Annotated in this window: 13 protein-coding genes; 7 read left to right on the top strand and 6 right to left on the bottom strand. The window is 67.9% G+C overall.

Features of this window, described 5'->3' with window-relative positions:
• Positions 1–42: 42 nt before the first annotated feature.
• From WHX56_RS30370 to WHX56_RS30360, 3 genes are all read left to right on the top strand, one after another.
• The gene (locus WHX56_RS30370) at positions 43–771 is read left to right on the top strand and encodes a FadR/GntR family transcriptional regulator (RefSeq protein ID WP_129245350.1); all 729 of its coding nucleotides are present in this window, start codon (positions 43–45) and stop codon (positions 769–771) included.
• Positions 772–919: 148 nt separating this feature from the next.
• Entirely contained in the window at positions 920–2,815 is a 1,896-nt protein-coding gene (locus WHX56_RS30365; RefSeq protein WP_338879844.1) for an LTA synthase family protein, read from the top strand.
• 196 nt (positions 2,816–3,011) lie between these two features.
• Positions 3,012–3,914, top strand: a complete 903-nt coding sequence (locus WHX56_RS30360; RefSeq protein ID WP_422393678.1) for an acyltransferase — start codon at positions 3,012–3,014, stop codon at positions 3,912–3,914.
• Between the two features lie 25 nt (positions 3,915–3,939).
• On the opposite strand, the gene fahA is transcribed toward WHX56_RS30360, so the two are convergent.
• A complete protein-coding gene (fahA, locus tag WHX56_RS30355) occupies positions 3,940–5,259 on the bottom strand; it encodes a fumarylacetoacetase (protein ID WP_129245354.1) in 1,320 nt (439 codons plus the stop codon).
• 94 nt (positions 5,260–5,353) lie between these two features.
• Positions 5,354–6,652, bottom strand: coding sequence for a homogentisate 1,2-dioxygenase (gene hmgA, locus WHX56_RS30350; protein WP_338879842.1), 1,299 nt, complete (start codon positions 6,650–6,652; stop codon positions 5,354–5,356).
• 166 nt (positions 6,653–6,818) lie between these two features.
• On the opposite strand from hmgA, the gene WHX56_RS30345 reads away from it, so the two are divergent.
• Positions 6,819–7,730 carry a LysR family transcriptional regulator gene (locus WHX56_RS30345; RefSeq protein WP_129245358.1) on the top strand — a complete coding sequence of 304 codons (912 nt, stop codon included), beginning with the start codon at positions 6,819–6,821 and terminating at the stop codon, positions 7,728–7,730.
• Between the two features lie 176 nt (positions 7,731–7,906).
• On the opposite strand, the gene WHX56_RS30340 is transcribed toward WHX56_RS30345, so the two are convergent.
• The 4 genes from WHX56_RS30340 to mutM all read right to left on the bottom strand — a co-directional run bounded on the left by WHX56_RS30340 (position 7,907) and on the right by mutM (position 11,836).
• Positions 7,907–8,101: a DUF2783 domain-containing protein gene (locus WHX56_RS30340; RefSeq protein ID WP_129245361.1), complete on the bottom strand. Its 195-nt coding sequence runs from the start codon at positions 8,099–8,101 to the stop codon at positions 7,907–7,909.
• An 18-nt stretch (positions 8,102–8,119) separates the two neighbouring features.
• The gene (locus WHX56_RS30335; protein ID WP_129245363.1) at positions 8,120–9,799 is read right to left on the bottom strand and encodes an FAD-dependent oxidoreductase; all 1,680 of its coding nucleotides are present in this window, start codon (positions 9,797–9,799) and stop codon (positions 8,120–8,122) included.
• Positions 9,800–9,916: 117 nt separating this feature from the next.
• Positions 9,917–10,870 carry an MBL fold metallo-hydrolase gene (locus WHX56_RS30330; protein ID WP_287753785.1) on the bottom strand — a complete coding sequence of 318 codons (954 nt, stop codon included), beginning with the start codon at positions 10,868–10,870 and terminating at the stop codon, positions 9,917–9,919.
• A gap of 138 nt (positions 10,871–11,008) precedes the next feature.
• A complete protein-coding gene (gene mutM, locus WHX56_RS30325) occupies positions 11,009–11,836 on the bottom strand; it encodes a bifunctional DNA-formamidopyrimidine glycosylase/DNA-(apurinic or apyrimidinic site) lyase (RefSeq protein WP_338879841.1) in 828 nt (275 codons plus the stop codon).
• Between mutM and WHX56_RS30320 the strand changes: the two genes are divergently transcribed.
• From WHX56_RS30320 to WHX56_RS30310, 3 genes are all read left to right on the top strand, one after another.
• Positions 11,835–13,721, top strand: a complete 1,887-nt coding sequence (locus WHX56_RS30320) for a tetratricopeptide repeat protein (RefSeq protein WP_129245369.1) — start codon at positions 11,835–11,837, stop codon at positions 13,719–13,721. The two genes, mutM and WHX56_RS30320, sit on opposite strands and share 2 nt — an antisense overlap.
• A 53-nt stretch (positions 13,722–13,774) precedes the next feature.
• On the top strand, positions 13,775–14,317 hold the full coding sequence (gene lolB / locus WHX56_RS30315) for a lipoprotein insertase outer membrane protein LolB (protein ID WP_338881854.1): 543 nt from the start codon (positions 13,775–13,777) through the stop codon (positions 14,315–14,317).
• 200 nt (positions 14,318–14,517) lie between these two features.
• A complete protein-coding gene (locus WHX56_RS30310) occupies positions 14,518–16,116 on the top strand; it encodes a methyl-accepting chemotaxis protein (protein ID WP_338879840.1) in 1,599 nt (532 codons plus the stop codon).
• Positions 16,117–16,140: the final 24 nt, after the last annotated feature.

The raw sequence follows: 16,140 nt of genomic DNA, 5'->3' as shown, positions 1-16,140 counted from the left end.
TTTCAGTGTCTCGCTTTGTGCAACCGATTCCGGACCTCCCCGATGACCGCTCCCGCCGAACCCTCCGTCCTGCCGCGGCGCCGTCCCCGGAGCCTGGCCCAGGGCCTGGTGGAAAGCATCTCCGGGCGCATACGCGGCGGCGACATCCGGCCGGGCGACAAGCTGCCGACCGAATCCGAAATCATGCGCCAGTTCGGCGTTAGCCGCACCGTCGTGCGCGAGGCGCTGTCCCGGCTGCAGGCCTCGGGCCTGGTCGAAACGCATCACGGGGTGGGCACGTACGCGCTGGAGCCCAGCGGCGGCGGCGACTTCCGGGTGGACCCGGCCGACATCGCGACGGTGCGCGACGTGCTGGTGCTGCTGGAGCTGCGCATCTGCCTGGAAAGCGAGGCCGCGAGCCTGGCCGCGGCCCGGCGCACCGACGCGCAATTGCAGGAGATGCGGCGCGCGCTGGACGCGTTCAAGCGCGCGCTGGAAAGCGGCGGCGACACGGTCACGCCGGACTTCCAGTTCCACCTGCTGGTCGCGCAATCCACCGACAACCGCTATTTCGCGGACCTCATGTCGCACCTGGGATCGGCCATCATTCCGCGCACCCGCATCAATTCCGCGAAGTTCGCGCATGAAGACCGGGCCGCCTACCTGGCGCGGGTGAACCTCGAGCACGAGGACATCTACAGCGCCATCGTGCGCCAGGACGCCGAAGGCGCGCGCGCCGCCATGCGCACCCACCTGAGCAACAGCCGCGAGCGCCTGCGGCGCGCGCAATAGGGCGGCCGCCGGGTGGGCCGCGCCAAACCGCGTTAATCTTGCCCGTTTTCCTATTTTTTCGACGACGAGGCGGCATGGTTCTGCTCGGCATACAAAGCAGCGTTATTTTCATTGAGCCGGCATCCCCGGGCCGGCGGAGGGCGGATTCATGCGCCGGCTGACGCTACGGTTCATCATCGCCGTCCTGGCGCTGCTCACGCTTTCCCGCCTGGGCCTGGCCTTCTGGATGTGGGACCGCGTGCAGGCCGCCGGCGGCCTGGCGCCGCTGCTGTGGGGCGGCTTGCGCATCGACGTCTGCCTGATGTCCATGGTGATCGCGCTGCCGGCGGTACTCTCGCCCTGGTTCGGACACCGTCCGCTGGCCGTGCGCATCACCGCCTGGTGGTTCCGCGCGTGGTGGATGCTGTACGCGCTGCTGGAAGTCTCCACGCCCCAGTTCATCGCGGAATACGACACGCGGCCCAACCGGCTGTACTTCATCTACCTGCTCAACCCGAAGGAAGTCGGGTCCATGCTGTGGCAGGGCTACAAGGGCGTGCTGCTGGCCGCCTTCGTGGCGTTGGCGCTTGCGGCATGGATGGCGGTCAAGCTGTTCCCGGCCCGAGCGCGCGACCCGTTCATGGCGTGGTGGAAGCGGCCGCTGGCCACGCTCGTGATCCTGGCGCTGGTGTTCCTGAGCGCGCGCGGCACGCTGGAGCACCGCCCGATCAATCCGGCCAAGGTCGCGTTCAGCTCCGACGCCATGGTCAACGCGCTGGCGCTGAATTCGCTGTACAGCGTGTTCGACGCGGCCTATCGCATGCGCGACGAACGCTCGTCGGCCGCGATGTATCCCAAGATGGCGGTGGACAAGATGAACGCCATCGTGCGCCAAGAGGCCGGCATGGCGGGCGCGCCGCTGGACCCGCGCTACCCCAGCCTGCACGAGCAAAAGGCCACGGTGCGGCGGGACAAGCCCCTGAACCTGGTGATCATCCTGCAGGAAAGCCTGGGCGCGCAGTATGTGGGCAGCCTGGGCGGGCGCGACCTGACGCCCAATATCGACAGGCTGGCCAAGGAAGGCTGGATGTTCCATCGCGCCTACGCGACGGGCACGCGGTCGGTGCGGGGCATCGAGGCCGTCACCGCGGGCTTTCCGCCCAGCGTGGCCGACGCGGTCGTGAAGCTGCCGCGTTCGCAGACCGGCTTCTTCACGCTGGCGCAGTTGCTGGGCAGGCACGGCTACCATTCGCGCTTCGTGTACGGCGGCGAATCGCACTTCGACAACATGCGGGCCTTCTTCCTGGGCAACGGCTTCAACGAGATCGTGGACCGGCCCAAGTTCGTGGATCCGGTGTTCGAAGGATCGTGGGGCGCGTCGGACGAAGACATGTTCAACCAGGTGGACCGCCTGCTGCGCGCCGACGGCGGTAAGCCGGTATTCACGCTGGCGTTCTCGGTCACCAACCATTCGCCCTGGGAGTATCCGGCCGGACGCATCGCGCCGGTCGGGGATCCCGCCTCGGTGGACAACACGGTGCGCTACGCGGATTGGGCGCTGGGCCAGTTCTTCGACAAGGCCAGGAAGGCGCCCTACTGGGACAACACGGTGTTCCTGGTGATCGCCGACCACGATTCGCGGGTCTACGGCTCGATCCCGGTGCCGGTGCGGCATTTCCAGATCCCGGCGCTGATCCTCGGGGCCGGAATCGCGCCCCGCCAGGACGACCGCCTGGTCAGCCAGATCGACATGGCGCCCACCTTGCTGTCGCTGATCGGCCTGGACAACGTGAATCCCATGCTGGGGGCGGACCTGACCCAGCGCGACCCGAACCGGGCGATGATGCAGTACGCGGACAACTTCGGATACCTGGAAGGCGACAAGCTGCTGGTGCTGGAGCCCTCCAAGCCGCCCAGGGAATTCCGGTACGAGGCGGCGCCGGTGGGCCGGGACGAAGTCTACGAGCCGGCGCCGTCCGCGGATCCGAAGCTGATGGACGAAGCCCTGGCGCACGCGCTGTGGGCAAGCTGGGCATACCGCGAGGAGAAGTACCGCTTGCCCTGAGGTTCCCGTCCCGCCAGGCGGGGATCGCCGCATGCGGCCGCTTTGATCCTGCGCAAGCCATTTTGCACCGGGCCGTCGCAAACTGGCGGCCATGACTTTTCCAGATCAGTCCCCGGAAGCGATCCGTGCCGCCGCTGCCGCGCAACGCGGCGCGGACGAGCCCGGCAATCCCGTTCAGCGGCGCCGCGCGTTCCCCATGCCGCGCGGCCGGTTCGCATGGATAACCGGCGCGGTCAGCGTCGTTCTGCTGGGTGCCAGCACGCTGTTCTGGTGCCTGCTGCTGTTCCCCGTCGCGCTGCTGAAGCTGCTGCTGCCCTTCGCCGCGGTCAGGCGGCGGGTCGACCCGGTGCTCAACGCCATTGCGACGGCCTGGGTGTCCAGCAACGCCGGATGGTTCGCGCTGATCCAGCAGGCGCCATGGGACATCCAGGGCAACGCCGGGCTGCGCTACGCGGACTGGTATCTGGTCAACTGCAATCACCAGTCCTGGGCGGACATCTTCGTGCTGCAGTACTCCCTGAACCGGCGGATCCCGCTGCTGAAGTTTTTCCTGAAGCAGCAGTTGATCTACGTGCCGGTGATCGGCCTGGCCTGGTGGGCGCTGGACTTCCCGTTCATGAAACGCCACGGCAAGGCCGAGCTGCGCCGCAATCCGGCCCTGGGGCGCGAGGACCAGGAGGCCGCGCGGCGCGCCTGCGCGAAGTTCTCGCTGGTGCCGACCAGCGTGATGGTGTTCGTCGAGGGCACGCGCTTTACCGAGGCCAAGCGCGCCTCGCAGTCTTCGCCGTACCGCCATCTGCTCAAGCCCAAGGCGGGCGGGCTGGCGGTGGCGCTGAACGCGATGGGCACGCGCTTTCGTTCGATGATAGACGCCACCATCGCGTACCCGGAAGGGATACCCAGCTTCTGGGACCTGGCCTGCGGCCGCGCCGGCCCGGTGGCCGTGCGCATGCGGCAACTGCCGGTGCCGCCCGAGTTCTGCGGCGCCGATTACACCCGGGACAAGGCCTTCCGCACGGAATTCCACCATTGGCTGGGCCGGCAGTGGCAAGCCAAGGACGAGGAGGTCGAGAGGCTGATGGCGCGCCGCTCCAACTGAGCGCGGGCGCCGGCAGCCTGGGAAATCAAACGCGCGCCGGCAGCACCGTGCCCGAACTTTCCCCGAATCCGATCCGCGGGTATCCCGCCTTCACGCATTCGGCCCGCATGATGACCTGATCGCCATCCTGCAGGAAGGTGCGCTTCTCGCCCCAGGGCAGTTCGATCGGGCTCTTTCCGCCGTTGCTCAGTTCGAGCAGCGAGCCGGCTTCGGATGCCTGCGGACCGGACAGCGTGCCGGTGCCCAGCATGTCGCCCGGTTGCAGGTTGCAGCCGTTGACCGTGTGATGCGTGATCAATTGCGCCACGTTCCAGTAGGCGTCGCGGAAGTTGCTGCGCGACAGGAAGGCGGGCGGCTGCTTTTCGGCGCGCGACTTCTCGGTGGTCAGCAGCACTTCCATCTGCACGTCGAAGGCGCCCTTGGCGCGGTTGGCGTCGGATGCCAGGTAGGGCATCGGCTGCGGCTCGGACGGGCCGCGGTTCCATTGCGTGCGGAACGGTTCCAGCGCTTCCAGGGTGACGACCCAGGGGGAGATCGTGGAGGCGAAGTTCTTGGCCAGGAAGGGGCCGAGGGGCTGGTATTCCCAGGCCTGGATGTCGCGGGCCGACCAGTCGTTCAGGATGCACAGGCCGAACACGTGCGATTCGGCGTCGGCCAGGGCGATCCGGTCGCCCTGCGCGTTGCCGGTGCCCACGAAGATGCCCAGTTCCAGTTCGTAGTCCAGGCGGGCGCAGGGGCCGAATTGCGGCGCTTCGCCCTCGTTGGCGGGGCGGGTCTGGCCGACGGGGCGGGGGAACTTCTGGTCCACGCCGATGCTGGACGCGCGGCCGTGGTAGCCGATGGGCACCCACTTGTAGTTCGGCAGCAGGGGATTGTCGGGGCGGAACTGCTTGCCCACCGCGGTGGCGTGGTGCACCGAGATATAGAAGTCGGTGTAGTCCCCGATACGCGCCGGCGTGGCGTATTCCGCGTCGGCCTGGGCCGCCAGCAGCGGGGCGATGGTGTCGCGCAGCGCGGCGCCTTCGCGCAGCGCGCGGGACAGCGCCAGGCGCAGCGCGCTCCAGTGGGCCTGGCCCAGCGCCATCAGGCCGTTCAGGCTGTCGGCGGCGCAGGCGGCCAGGGCTTCGGCGGCCAGGCCTTCGAACGGCTGCTTGGCGGCCAGCGCGGCCAGGTCCAGGATCTGGTCGCCGATGGCGACGCCCACCCGGAACGGCTCGGAAGCGCCCTTGCGGCGGAACGAGGCGTAGGGCAGGTTCTGCACCGGAAAGTCCGACGCGCCCGTGTTGGCGCTGGCGACCCAGCTCTTCAGGGACGGATCGTGGGTTTCATTGATGGAGGGAGTCATGGCTGCGTGTCTCTTTGGGTTTAGTGATTCGTAACGCCAAACGGCGATGCGCTTGCGCGCATCGCCGCGGGTGGGGAAAGCCGGGGCTTTCGCGTCACGCCTTCTTGGGATCGAAATGCTTGGCGAGGCCCTGCCAGCACCGGTAATAGTCGCCCTGCAATTCTACCGAGGCCAGCGCCTGTTCCGTCGGGCGGATGACGCGCCGCGTTTCGAACATGAACGCCATCGTGTCGCGGATGTAGTGGGCGGCGCTGGTGTCGGCGTGGGAGGCCTTTTCGAAGGTTTCGGCGTCGGGGCCGTGGCCGCTCATGCAGTTGTGCAGGCTGGCGCCGCCGGGGGCGAAGCCGTCGGCCTTGGCGTCGTAGACGCCCTGGATCAGGCCCATGAATTCGCTGGCGATGTTGCGGTGGAACCAGGGCGGACGGAAGGTGTTTTCCATGGACAGGATACGCGGCGGGAAGATCGCGAAGTCCATGTTGGCCGTTCCCGGGGTGTCCGAGGGTGCGGTCAGCACGGTGAAGATCGAGGGATCCGGGTGGTCGTAGCTGATCGAGCCGATGGTGTTGAAGTTGCGCAGATCGTACTTGTAGGGCGCGTGCGTGCCGTGCCAGGCGACGACGTTCAGCGGGGAATGGCCGATGGAGGCGCGCCAGAATCCGCCAGTGAACTTGGCGATCAGCTCGAAATCGCCTTCCACGTCTTCATACCAGGCTACCGGCGTCTTGAAGTCGCGCGCGTTGGCCAGACAGTTCGAGCCGATCGGGCCCAGTTCCGGCAGGCGCAGCGCCGCGCCGAAGTTCTCCAGCATGTAGCCGCGGGCGGAGCCGTCCAGCAGTTCCACGCGGAAACGCACGCCGCGCGGGATGACGGCGATTTCCAGGGGCTCCAGGTCGATCAGGCCGAGTTCCGTGGCCAGCCGCAGGCGGCCCTGCTGGGGAACCAGCATCAGTTCGCCATCGGCGTTGTAGAAGTAGCGGCCCTGCATCGACCGGTTGGCCGCGTACAGATGGATGCCCACGCCGCCCTGCTCGTCGGGGCCGCCGTTGCCGCCCCAGGTCTTCATCCCTTCCAGGAAATCGGTGGGGGCCGTGGGGATCGGCAGCGGGCTCCAGCGCAACTGGTTGGGCGTCACGGGGCCGTGGCCGAACGCGCTGAGCCAGCCGGAGGCGCCCTCGAAGGGCTCGAAGGGCTTGTGCTGGGCGCCCGGGCGGATGCGGTACAGCCAGGAGCGGCGATTTTCGCTGCGCGGCGCGGTGAAGGCGGTGCCGGACAATTGTTCGGCATACAGGCCATAGGGACATTGCTGGGGCGAATTGCGGCCCAGCGGCAGCGCGCCGGGCAGGGCCTCGGTGGCGCAATCGTTGCCGAAACCGGTCTGGTATTGCAGTTCCATGGAATCCTCCTGGGCGGCGGCGCGGTGCTTGGCCGCGCGGCCTGGTTCAGATGGCCCGTCCGGACGGGGTCCGCAGGGCGATATGCCATTGTCGGAAAAAAACCCCGTTGCGGCTACGGGAATGCAAAAATAGAGACTATAAATTTTATGAATAGTAGGAGGCCCCATGGCAGAGCTGCGCGACGTCGACCTGAATCTGCTGCTGCTGTTCCAGCACCTGCTCGAAGACCGCAACCTGTCGGCCGTGGCGCGGCGGATGGACCTGTCGCAGCCGGCCGTCAGCAATGCGCTGCGCCGCCTGCGCGAAGCCTTCGGCGACGATCTGTTCGTGCGCACGGGGCAGGGCATGCTGCCCACGCCGCGCGCGCAGCGCCTGGCGGGCCCCGTCAGCGAAGCGCTGACCATGCTGTCGCAGGCGCTGCGGGACCAGGACGCGTTCGACGCCGCCACCAGCAGCCGCCGGTTCCGGGTCGCGATGACGGACGTGGGCGAAATCCATTTCATGCCCCGGCTGATGGAGGTGTGCGTGCAGGTCGCGCCGCAGGTGCGCATCGATTCCGTGCGCGTCCAGGGGCCGGACCTGCCGCGGGAAATGGAATCGGGGCGCGTCGACCTGGCGATCGGCGCCTTCGATGAAATGGGGGCGGGCACCCTGCAGCGCATGCTGTTCCGCCAGGGCTACGCGACCTTGTTCCGGCAGGCGCATCCGACCGCGCATGCGGGCATGGGCATCAAGGCGTTCCGCGCCGAACGGCACTTGATCGTGTCGCGGGCCGCGCCCTACGGACAGGTCAACCAGTCCATGGAGCGCGCGGGCGTGGACCTGGCCGAACACTTCAGCGTGCCGCATTTCTCGGCCGTGCCGTACATCGTGAGCGCCACCGATCTGCTGGCCACGGTGCCCGAGAAACTGGCCGCCAGCGCCGCGCCGCCGTTCGGCCTGCGCTTCATGACGCCGCCGGTGAGGGTTCCCGCGCTACAGACCAATATGTACTGGCAGCGCAGGGTGGACCGCGATGGCGGCAACCAGTGGCTGCGCGCGCTGATCGTCAATACGTTCGCGGTCGGGGGGGCGTAGGATGGGTGGAGCGCGAGAATTTCGGCACAAGAACGCAACTGCCCAGCGCGCGGAACCCATGCGGCCGTGGGCAGATTGTGCCTGGCATCGGCCGGAAAACAATCGATTGCGGCCGCATGGGTTCCGCGCGTTGGGCGCCTGGGTTCTAGCTTAAGAACTCTCGCGCTTCACCCATCCTACGGCGCCACCGAGGCGCGTGCCTGGCGCAGGGCTTCGCGCAGCACGTCCATGTCGCCGAGGTGGTTGGCCAGCAGCAGGATCAGCGCCGCGTTCAGTTCCTGGCTTTGCTCGTTGCTCAGGTCGCGGTGGGTGTCGATCAGGGCTTCGTAGAAGTCGTCCGGCGAGACCAGGTTGGTTTCGGTAATCAGCATGGTGAGTGACCTCGGAATTCAGGCGCGGCCCGTGGCGCGGTTGACCGCCGCGGCAATGGCCGCGGCGTCGAAGGCGCGCCAGCGCGCGGCGATGTGCTGGTCGGGGCGGATCAGGTAGGCCGTGCCGGCCTGCGCGTCGTAGCGCTTGCCCAGGCAGCCTTCGCGGTCCGTCACCGCGGCCAGCTCCCCGGGCAGCGCGGACAGATCGCATTGCGGGCTGGCCACCAGGACGGCCTTGACCGGAACGGGCGCCATGCGCAGCGCCTGCAGGGCGAGCAGCGTGTCGCGGCCGGGCAGGGCGTCGCCGCAGAACAGCGCCAGCGAGAATTCGCCGTCCAGTTGCGACAGCCACCAGTCCGGCGCGCCCCGCGTTTCCACCGGCGCGTCCAGGGCGACGGCGCCAGGCACCATGCGGCCCGCGAAGGCGTCCTCGTCGGGCGTGTTCAACGGCGAGCCCGCATACGTAGCGGGCAGCGACAGGCGGCCGCTGTTGACCAGCGACCGCGCGAAGGGGTGGGTCTTGGCCAGGTTCAGGACCGCGTTGCGGAAACTGCGGCTGATGTCGCTCTTGGGCGTGATGAAGTCGGTGGCGCGCGACGAATTCAGGATGTTCTCGTCGGCGGCGTATTCGCGTTCGGTGCCGTAGCTGTCGATCAGCGTTTCGGGCGCCTGGCCGGCCAGCACCAGCCTGAGCTTCCATGCCAGGTTTTCCGCGTCCTGCACGCCGCTGTTGGCGCCGCGCGCGCCGAACGGCGAAACGCGGTGCGCGGCATCGCCTGCGAACACGATGCGTCCGTGGCGGAACTTGTCCATGCGTTCGCACGCGAAGGTGTAGACGCTGACCCATTCCAGTTCGAAGCGCGCGTCGGGGCCGAGCAGGGCGCGGATGCGCGGCAGCACGTTTTCCGGCTTGACGGCCTCGGCCGGGTCGGCGTTCCAGCCTAGCTGGAAGTCGATGCGCCAGACATTGTCCGGCTGCCGGTGCAGCAGCACGGACTGGTTGGGATGGAACGGCGGATCGAACCAGAACCAGCGTTCGGTCGGGAAGTCCGCATGCATCTTGACGTCGGCGATCAGGAAGCGGTCGCGGAAGATGCGGCCATGGCTTTCCTGGCCGATCAGCTTGCGCACCGGCGAACGCGCGCCGTCGCAGGCGATCAGCCAGTCCGCGTGCAGCGGATACGAGCCGTCGGGCGTTTCCACGGTCAGCGTCACGCCGTCGTCCGCCTGGGCCACGGCGACGACCTTGTTCTTCCAGCGCAGATCGATGTTGGGTTCCTGGCGCGCCTGCTCGTACAGATAGCCTTCGGCGTAGTACTGCTGCAGGTTGATGAAGGCGGGGCGGCGATGGCCGGGTTCGGGCAGCAGGTCGAAGCGCCACACTTCCTGTTCGCGGAAGAACACCTTGCCCACGTTCCACGACACGCCCTTGTCGATCATGCGCTGGCCGACGCCCAGGCGGTCCCAGATCTCCAGCGTGCGCTTGGAAAAACAGATGGCGCGCGATCCGGTGGACAGGCGGAAGTCGTCGTCCAGCACGACCACGCGCACGCCCTGCCGGGCGAGGTCCAGCGCGGCGCTCAGCCCGACCGGGCCGGCTCCCACGACCACGACCTGGTGCCGCGCGAGCGCGCTGGCGGCCTGGTCGGCGTGCTTCTCATAGGCGAACTCCATCGCCTGAAAGTCGATGTCTCCCACGGTTGTCTCCTGTGTGGGTCATTTTGCTTTTATGTGCCGAAGCCGCGCAGCCAGTGCGGCGCGCGATTCCGGTCCCTGCTCGGCGGGGCGGAGCCGCCATGGGCTGCCCCTGCGGGATCAGCTTTCCAGTTGCGCCCACATTTCCAGGTCGCGCTTGTCCGTCCAGATGCGCGGGTCGGTGTAGCCGGTGGCCTCGTCATAGGCGCGCGACACGTCGAACGGCATGCAGTGGTCGAAGATCACCCAGTCGCTGTAGCGCGGCTTCATGAAGTCGTAGACCTCGCGGTAGATGGTCTTCAGGTCCTTGCCTTCGGCCACGCCGCGGTTCACGGCGCCGTACAGGTCGGTCAGGAAGGCGCGGGTGCCGGCCAGGCCCTGGCGGACTTCGGTGGCGTTCTTCAGCGCGGGGCCGCGGCCGGGAACCATTTTCTCGGCCTCGAAACCCGACAGCGCGTCCAGCGTCGTCGGCCAGTCGCGGAAGTAGGCGTCGCCGCAATACGGGGTGGACTGGTATTCGACCAGGTCGCCGGCGAACAGGATCTTCTGCTCGGGCAGCCAGGCGATGGTGTCGCCCTTGGTGTGGCCGCGGCCCACCTGCAGCAGCTTGACTTCCAGGTTGCCCAGGTTGACGGTCATTTCGCCCTTGAACGTCATCGTCGGCCAGACCAGGCCGGGCGGAATCGATTCGGCGTTGCGGAACAGGCGCGGGAAGCGGCCGATCTCGCTGGCCTTGTCCTGCTCGCCGCGCTCGGCGATCAGGTCGTAGGTGTCGCGGCTGGCCAGGATTTCCTGGGCGTTGTAGGCGGATGCGCCGAACACGCGCACGGCGTGGTAGTGCGACAGCAGGATGTACTTGATGGGCTTGTCGGTGACTTCGCGGATGCGGCGGATCACGTCCTGCGCCATGACGGGAGTGGCCTGGGTGTCGATCACCATGACGGCCTCGTCGCCGATGATCACACCGGTGTTGGGGTCGCCTTCGGCGGTGTAGGCGTAGGCGTTGTCGGACAGTTTTTCGAACGAGACGACCTTGTCTTCCAGGTCGGCGTGCGAGGCGAATTGCTTGCTCATGGAGGCTCCTTCCACTGTTATAGGAATAGGGGAATGGAAGGAATATAGCGCGGCGTTAGTATTTGTGCAATACGTTTGCTATAAACGAATGCCCTTGTTTTTACAGGGGTTTCCCGCGAGTTTCCCCGGGGCGGAGGGTCAATTCCTTTGGCATTTCGGGCAGTAGTAGGTGGCTCGCTGGCCCTGCACGAAGCGCCGGATCGGGGTGGCGCAGACGCGGCAGGGCAGGCCTTCCCGTTCGTAGACCGCCGCGTGGATCTCGAAGTAGGCCCCGGGCTCGCCCGTCGCCCCGACATAGTCGCGCAGGGTGCTGCCGCCCGAGGTCAGGGCGTCGGCCAGGGTGGCGCGCACCATGTCCGCCAGCCGGTCGCAGCGGGCCGGCGACAGCTTGTTTGCCGGGGTCTTGGGGTTGATCCGGGCCCGGAACAGGCTTTCCGACGCGTAGATATTGCCCACGCCCACCACCGCCGTGCCCGCCAGCAGCACCTGCTTGACGGCGGCGCCGTGGTTCTTGAAGTGGCGGTGCAGCCACGCGCCGTCGAAACGCGGGTCGAAGGGCTCGATGCCCAGCTTGGCCAGCAGCGGGTGGTCTTCGATGGGGCCGCCGGATTCGGGATGCCACAGCACCGCGCCGAAGCGCCGCGGATCGTGCAGGCGCAGCACCGCCTGCTCGAAGATCCACTCGACGTGGTCGTGCTTGCGCAGGAATTCGCCCGGGGCGACGCTGCGCAGCGATCCCGACATGCCCAGGTGCACGATCTGGGTGCCGTGTTCGAAGCGCAGCAGCAGATACTTGCCGCGGCGCGCGCACTCCAGCACGGCGCGGCCGCCGACCAGCGCCGGCAGGTCGGGCGGGATGGGCCAGCGCATGCGGGATTCGTGGACGACCAGCCGCGTCAGCGTCCGGCCGGTGATGACGGCGTCGATTCCTCGACGCGTAGTTTCGACTTCAGGCAGTTCCGGCATGAGCCAGTGTAAGATCATCAATTGCGTGTACGAAGATTGTGCCATCAACCGGACGGGCCGCGTGAAGTCGTCTTTCAAACCAATGAACATCGGGATTGCCGCGCTGGCGCTTGCGCTGGCAGCAATACTGACCCCGCCGGCGCAGGCCGCCGACAGCCGGACCCGCGATGCCACCGGGCCCCGCATGGCGCCCCAGAGCCGCCAGCCGGAAACCGAGGTGATCCGCCTGCGTCCAGGCCAACTGCCCTACGTATCGCTGACCGCCGACATCTTCTATCGCGTGCTGGCATCCGAAATCGCCGCGCAGCGGGGCATGTACGGCTCGGCGGCGACCACCATGCTCGGCCTGGCCCGGGACACCGGAGATCCCCGCCTGGCCCGCCGCGCCCTGGAATTCCAACTGGCCGGAGGCAACCTGCCCGGCGCGCTGGAAGCCGCCCGCGTGTGGGCGCGCCTGTCTCCCAACGATATCGAGGCCAGTTCCACCGAGCTGGCGCTGGCGGCCGCCAACGGCCAGACCAAGGGCCTGTCCCAGGCGCTGCGCAACCGCATCGACGCCTCCCGCGACAAACCCGCCGCCATCGGCCAGGCCCTGGCCGTGCTGAGCCGGCTCAACGACCGCCGCCTGGCCCTGCGCATCCTGGACGAATCCCTGAGCGACAGCGTGCGCAAGCTGCCCGCCGCGCACCTGGCGCTGGCGGACGTGGCCTCCGCCTCGGGCGATTACGAACGCGCCGCCCAGGAATCCCGCGCGGCCCTGGCCGCCGACCCCAGGTCCGAGGCCGCCGCCCAGCGCGTGCTGGAATACGGCTCCAAGGTGGATCCGCAGCGCGCGCAGGCCGAGGCCCGCGCCTACGTCGCCCGCAATCCCAATGCCCGCAAGGTGCGCCTGATGCTGGCCGGCCAATTGGCCGACAGCGGCGACTACAACGGCGCCCTGGCCGAATTGCAGGCCATGTCGCGCCGTTCCCCGGAGGATTTCGACCTGCTTTTCATGCAGGCCCAACTGGCCTACAAGGCCGGGCAACTGCCGCAAGCCAAGACGCTGCTCCAGCAATACCTGGACGTGCAGAACCAGCGCCAGCGCGCCACCGTGCCGGGCGCGACCGACGCCGGCGCCGCGGCCGCCGACGCCCACGTGCTGCTGGCCCGGATCGCCGAGGACCAGGGGCACTACGACGAAGCCATCGCGGAACTCGGCCGCATCGAAGACCAGACCCTGCGTTATTCCGTGCGCATGCGCCAGGCCGCGCTGCGCGCCAAGAGCGGCAACGTGGACGGCGCGCTGGCCCTGATCGACGCCGCCGGCCCCCAGGACGACGAGGAACGCACGCTGGGCGTGCTGACCAAGGCCCAGATCCTGCGCGACGCCGACCGCGTGCCGCAGGCGGTCTCGGTGCTGGAAGCGGCCGACCAGGCGATGCCGGACACGGTCGAGATCAAGTACGAACTGGCCATGCTCTATGAACGCCAGGACCGTCTCGCCGACCTGGAGCGCATGCTGCGCCAGGTCATCGCGCTGGACCCGGACCACGCGCACGCCTACAACGCGCTGGGCTACACGCTGGCCGACCACAACCAGCGGCTGCCCGAGGCCCTGGACCTGATCACCCAGGCGCTGGAACTGGCGCCCAACGATCCCTTCATCCTGGACAGCATGGGCTGGGTCAAGTACCGGATGGGCGATTCCACGGCCGCCGCCGATTACCTGCGCCGCGCCTACAGCGTGCGTCCGGAAGCCGACATCGCGGCCCACCTGGCGGAAGTCCTCTGGAGCCAGGGCAAGCGCGACCAGGCCACCGAACTGCTGCGCGCCGCGCTGCAGAAGGATCCGAAGAACAAGACCGTCCAGGACGTGATCAAGCGCCTGGGGGTCGGCCTGTGACCCTTGGCATTCCGCGCCCGCGCGGCGCCGCGGCGCTGTTGCGCTGGGCGCTGATGGCGATGCTGGCCGCCGCGCTGGCCGCCTGCACCACGCCCAAACCTATCGAAGGCGCCGGCGCCGGCGCGTTTTCCCGCATCGGCCGCTTCGCGCTCACCGTCAACGAAGAAAGCGGCAAGCAGAACGCCGTGCAGGGCGGCTTTTCGTGGTCGGACGACGGCCGCCGCTACGTGCTGGACCTGACCAATCCGCTGGGTTCGACCGAGGCGCGCGTGGAAGGGCGGCCCGGCGCGGCCAGCCTCACCAAGTCCGACGGCACGCGCCTGGTCGCCGACAATCCCGATTCGCTGGCCGAGGAAGCGCTGGGCAGCAGCGTGCCGGTGTCCGGCCTGCGCGATTGGCTGCGGGGCAAGCTGGCCGCGCAACCGGAAGCCACCGAGGTGTCCCGCGACGAACTGGGCCGCCCCGCGGCCTTCGAGCAGGGCGGCTGGCGCGCGCGGCTGTCGCGCTACGACGCGCTGGGGCCGCAGTTGCTGGTCCTGGAACGCCAGGAGCCGGGCCGCCGCATCCTGCTGCGGCTGGTCGTCAATCAGCCCTGAATTCACGGTCTTATTCGGGTTAACCCTTATCACATCGCGTGAGTTTCAATCGAAGAAACAGGCGTCGCAAATTCGCTTTCGTTACTAATTGAAATATATTGTCTTGACTGAATAATTCTCCCTGCCCCCGTCCGCGGTTCGTGCCGAGGGCTGCAATGCGGCGCCGACGATCGTTGCCGCCGCCCTTATGGAGAATGGCTATGTTCAGGAACACGCGCATCGCGACGATGCTATTGGGAATCATCGCGATATTTTTCACCTTCCAGTTGCTGGTGGGAGGCATGGGCTTTGCCGCCTTGTGGCAAACCAACCAGGACGTCGCGCAGCTCTATCGCCTTTCCTCTCAGCAGGTCAATGCGGTGAATTCCGCCGCGCTGTCCCTGGTGGCGGCGCGCACCGACCTGAGCCGCTACGCGACCCGTGTCGCGCAGGGCAACGCCAGCGATGCGACGTCGCTGCAGCAGGCGCGCCAGCGCATCGTTTCGGCCGACCGCGCGTTCCAGGGCTTTTCCGGCGGACTGTCCGCCGAGGAAAAAACCGAGTCGGCCAGCCTGATCGATGCCTACGGCAAGTTCAGCGCCAATCTTCAGAACGTAAGCCGGGTGCTCGAGGCCGGCGATATGGATGCCTATTTCAAGCAGGGCACCCAGCAGGTGCAGGAACGGCTCATGAGCGAGCGCGACACCTTCATCCTGCGCGCCGAGGGCACGGGCCAAGGCGTCATGGACGAGATCTCCGTTTTCCACACCCTGTTCACGTCCCTGCTGGCCGGGATCCTGGCGCTGGGCCTGCTGATGGCCGTGGGCGCGCACGTGCTGATCCGCCGCATGATCCTGCGTCCGCTACTGGAGGCCGGCGAGATCTTCCGCCGCATCGCCGAAGGCGACCTGACGCGCCGCGTGGCGGACCGCGGCAGGAACGAGATCGGGGTGCTGCTGGCCGCGCTCAAGAGCATGCAGGACAGCCTGGTGCGCACCGTGTCGGCCGTGCGCCGCGGCGTCGATGAGATCAACGTCGGCGCGCGCGAGATTTCGTCCGGCAACGCCGATCTTTCCAGCCGCACGGAAGAGCAGGCCGCGTCGCTCGAGGAAACCGCGGCCAGCATGGAAGAACTGGCCACGACGGTGAGGCAGAACGCGGATACCGCGCTTGAGGCAAACCGCATGGTGGCCGCGTCGGCGGCGGTCGCGCAACGCGGCGGAGAGGCCGTGTCCGGCGTGGTGGAAACCATGCGCGCCATTTCCGGCAGTTCGTCGCGCATCGCCGATATCGTCGGCGTGATCGACGGCATCGCCTTCCAGACCAACATCCTGGCGCTCAATGCGGCGGTGGAAGCGGCGCGCGCCGGCGAACAGGGCAAGGGTTTCGCGGTCGTGGCGAGCGAGGTGCGGACGCTGGCGCAGCGCAGCGCCGCCGCCGCCAAGGAAATCAAGCAGCTCATCGAGGATTCCGCGCAAAAGGTCGACATGGGTTCCGAGCAAGTGGAGAGCGCGGGCGCCACGATGCGCGAAATCGTCGAAGCCGTGCAGCGCGTGACCAGCCTGATGGGCGAGATCTCCGTCGCGTCCGAGGAGCAGGCCACCGGCATCGACCAGGTCAATCGCGCCGTGTCGCAAATGGATAGCGTGACGCAGCAGAACGCCGCGCTGGTGGAAGAAGCCGCGGCGGCGGCCGGCGCGCTGGAAGAGCAGGCGCGCCAGCTTGCCGGTTCGGTGGCGGTGTTCAAACTGCCCGAGGGCCGCGTGATCGACGCGGCGGCGGCCAGGCTGGCGCCGGGCGCCTCTCCGCGGCTCGCATGAGCCATGCCCGCCGCGCCGCCGTTC

This window comes from Achromobacter veterisilvae (assembly GCF_037619525.1).
GTDB lineage: Bacteria > Pseudomonadota > Gammaproteobacteria > Burkholderiales > Burkholderiaceae_B > Achromobacter > Achromobacter veterisilvae.
Note: the sequence above shows the minus strand (reverse complement) of the source record. Positions and strands in the feature narration are given on the sequence as shown.

Excerpts from the sequence above, each read along its gene's own strand:
- WHX56_RS30365 (WP_338879844.1), top strand. The coding sequence starts at position 920 with ATGCGCCGGCTGACGCTACGGTTCATCATCGCCGTCCTGGCGCTGCTC.
- WHX56_RS30340 (WP_129245361.1), bottom strand. The coding sequence starts at position 8,101 with ATGCTGATTACCGAAACCAACCTGGTCTCGCCGGACGACTTCTACGAA.
- WHX56_RS30320 (WP_129245369.1), top strand. The coding sequence starts at position 11,835 with ATGAGCCAGTGTAAGATCATCAATTGCGTGTACGAAGATTGTGCCATC.
- WHX56_RS30360 (WP_422393678.1), top strand. The coding sequence starts at position 3,012 with ATGCCGCGCGGCCGGTTCGCATGGATAACCGGCGCGGTCAGCGTCGTT.
- fahA (WP_129245354.1), bottom strand. The coding sequence starts at position 5,259 with ATGACTCCCTCCATCAATGAAACCCACGATCCGTCCCTGAAGAGCTGG.
- WHX56_RS30370 (WP_129245350.1), top strand. The coding sequence starts at position 43 with ATGACCGCTCCCGCCGAACCCTCCGTCCTGCCGCGGCGCCGTCCCCGG.
- WHX56_RS30345 (WP_129245358.1), top strand. The coding sequence starts at position 6,819 with ATGGCAGAGCTGCGCGACGTCGACCTGAATCTGCTGCTGCTGTTCCAG.
- hmgA (WP_338879842.1), bottom strand. The coding sequence starts at position 6,652 with ATGGAACTGCAATACCAGACCGGTTTCGGCAACGATTGCGCCACCGAG.
- mutM (WP_338879841.1), bottom strand. The coding sequence starts at position 11,836 with ATGCCGGAACTGCCTGAAGTCGAAACTACGCGTCGAGGAATCGACGCC.
- lolB (WP_338881854.1), top strand. The coding sequence starts at position 13,775 with ATGGCGATGCTGGCCGCCGCGCTGGCCGCCTGCACCACGCCCAAACCT.
- WHX56_RS30330 (WP_287753785.1), bottom strand. The coding sequence starts at position 10,870 with ATGAGCAAGCAATTCGCCTCGCACGCCGACCTGGAAGACAAGGTCGTC.
- WHX56_RS30310 (WP_338879840.1), top strand. The coding sequence starts at position 14,518 with ATGTTCAGGAACACGCGCATCGCGACGATGCTATTGGGAATCATCGCG.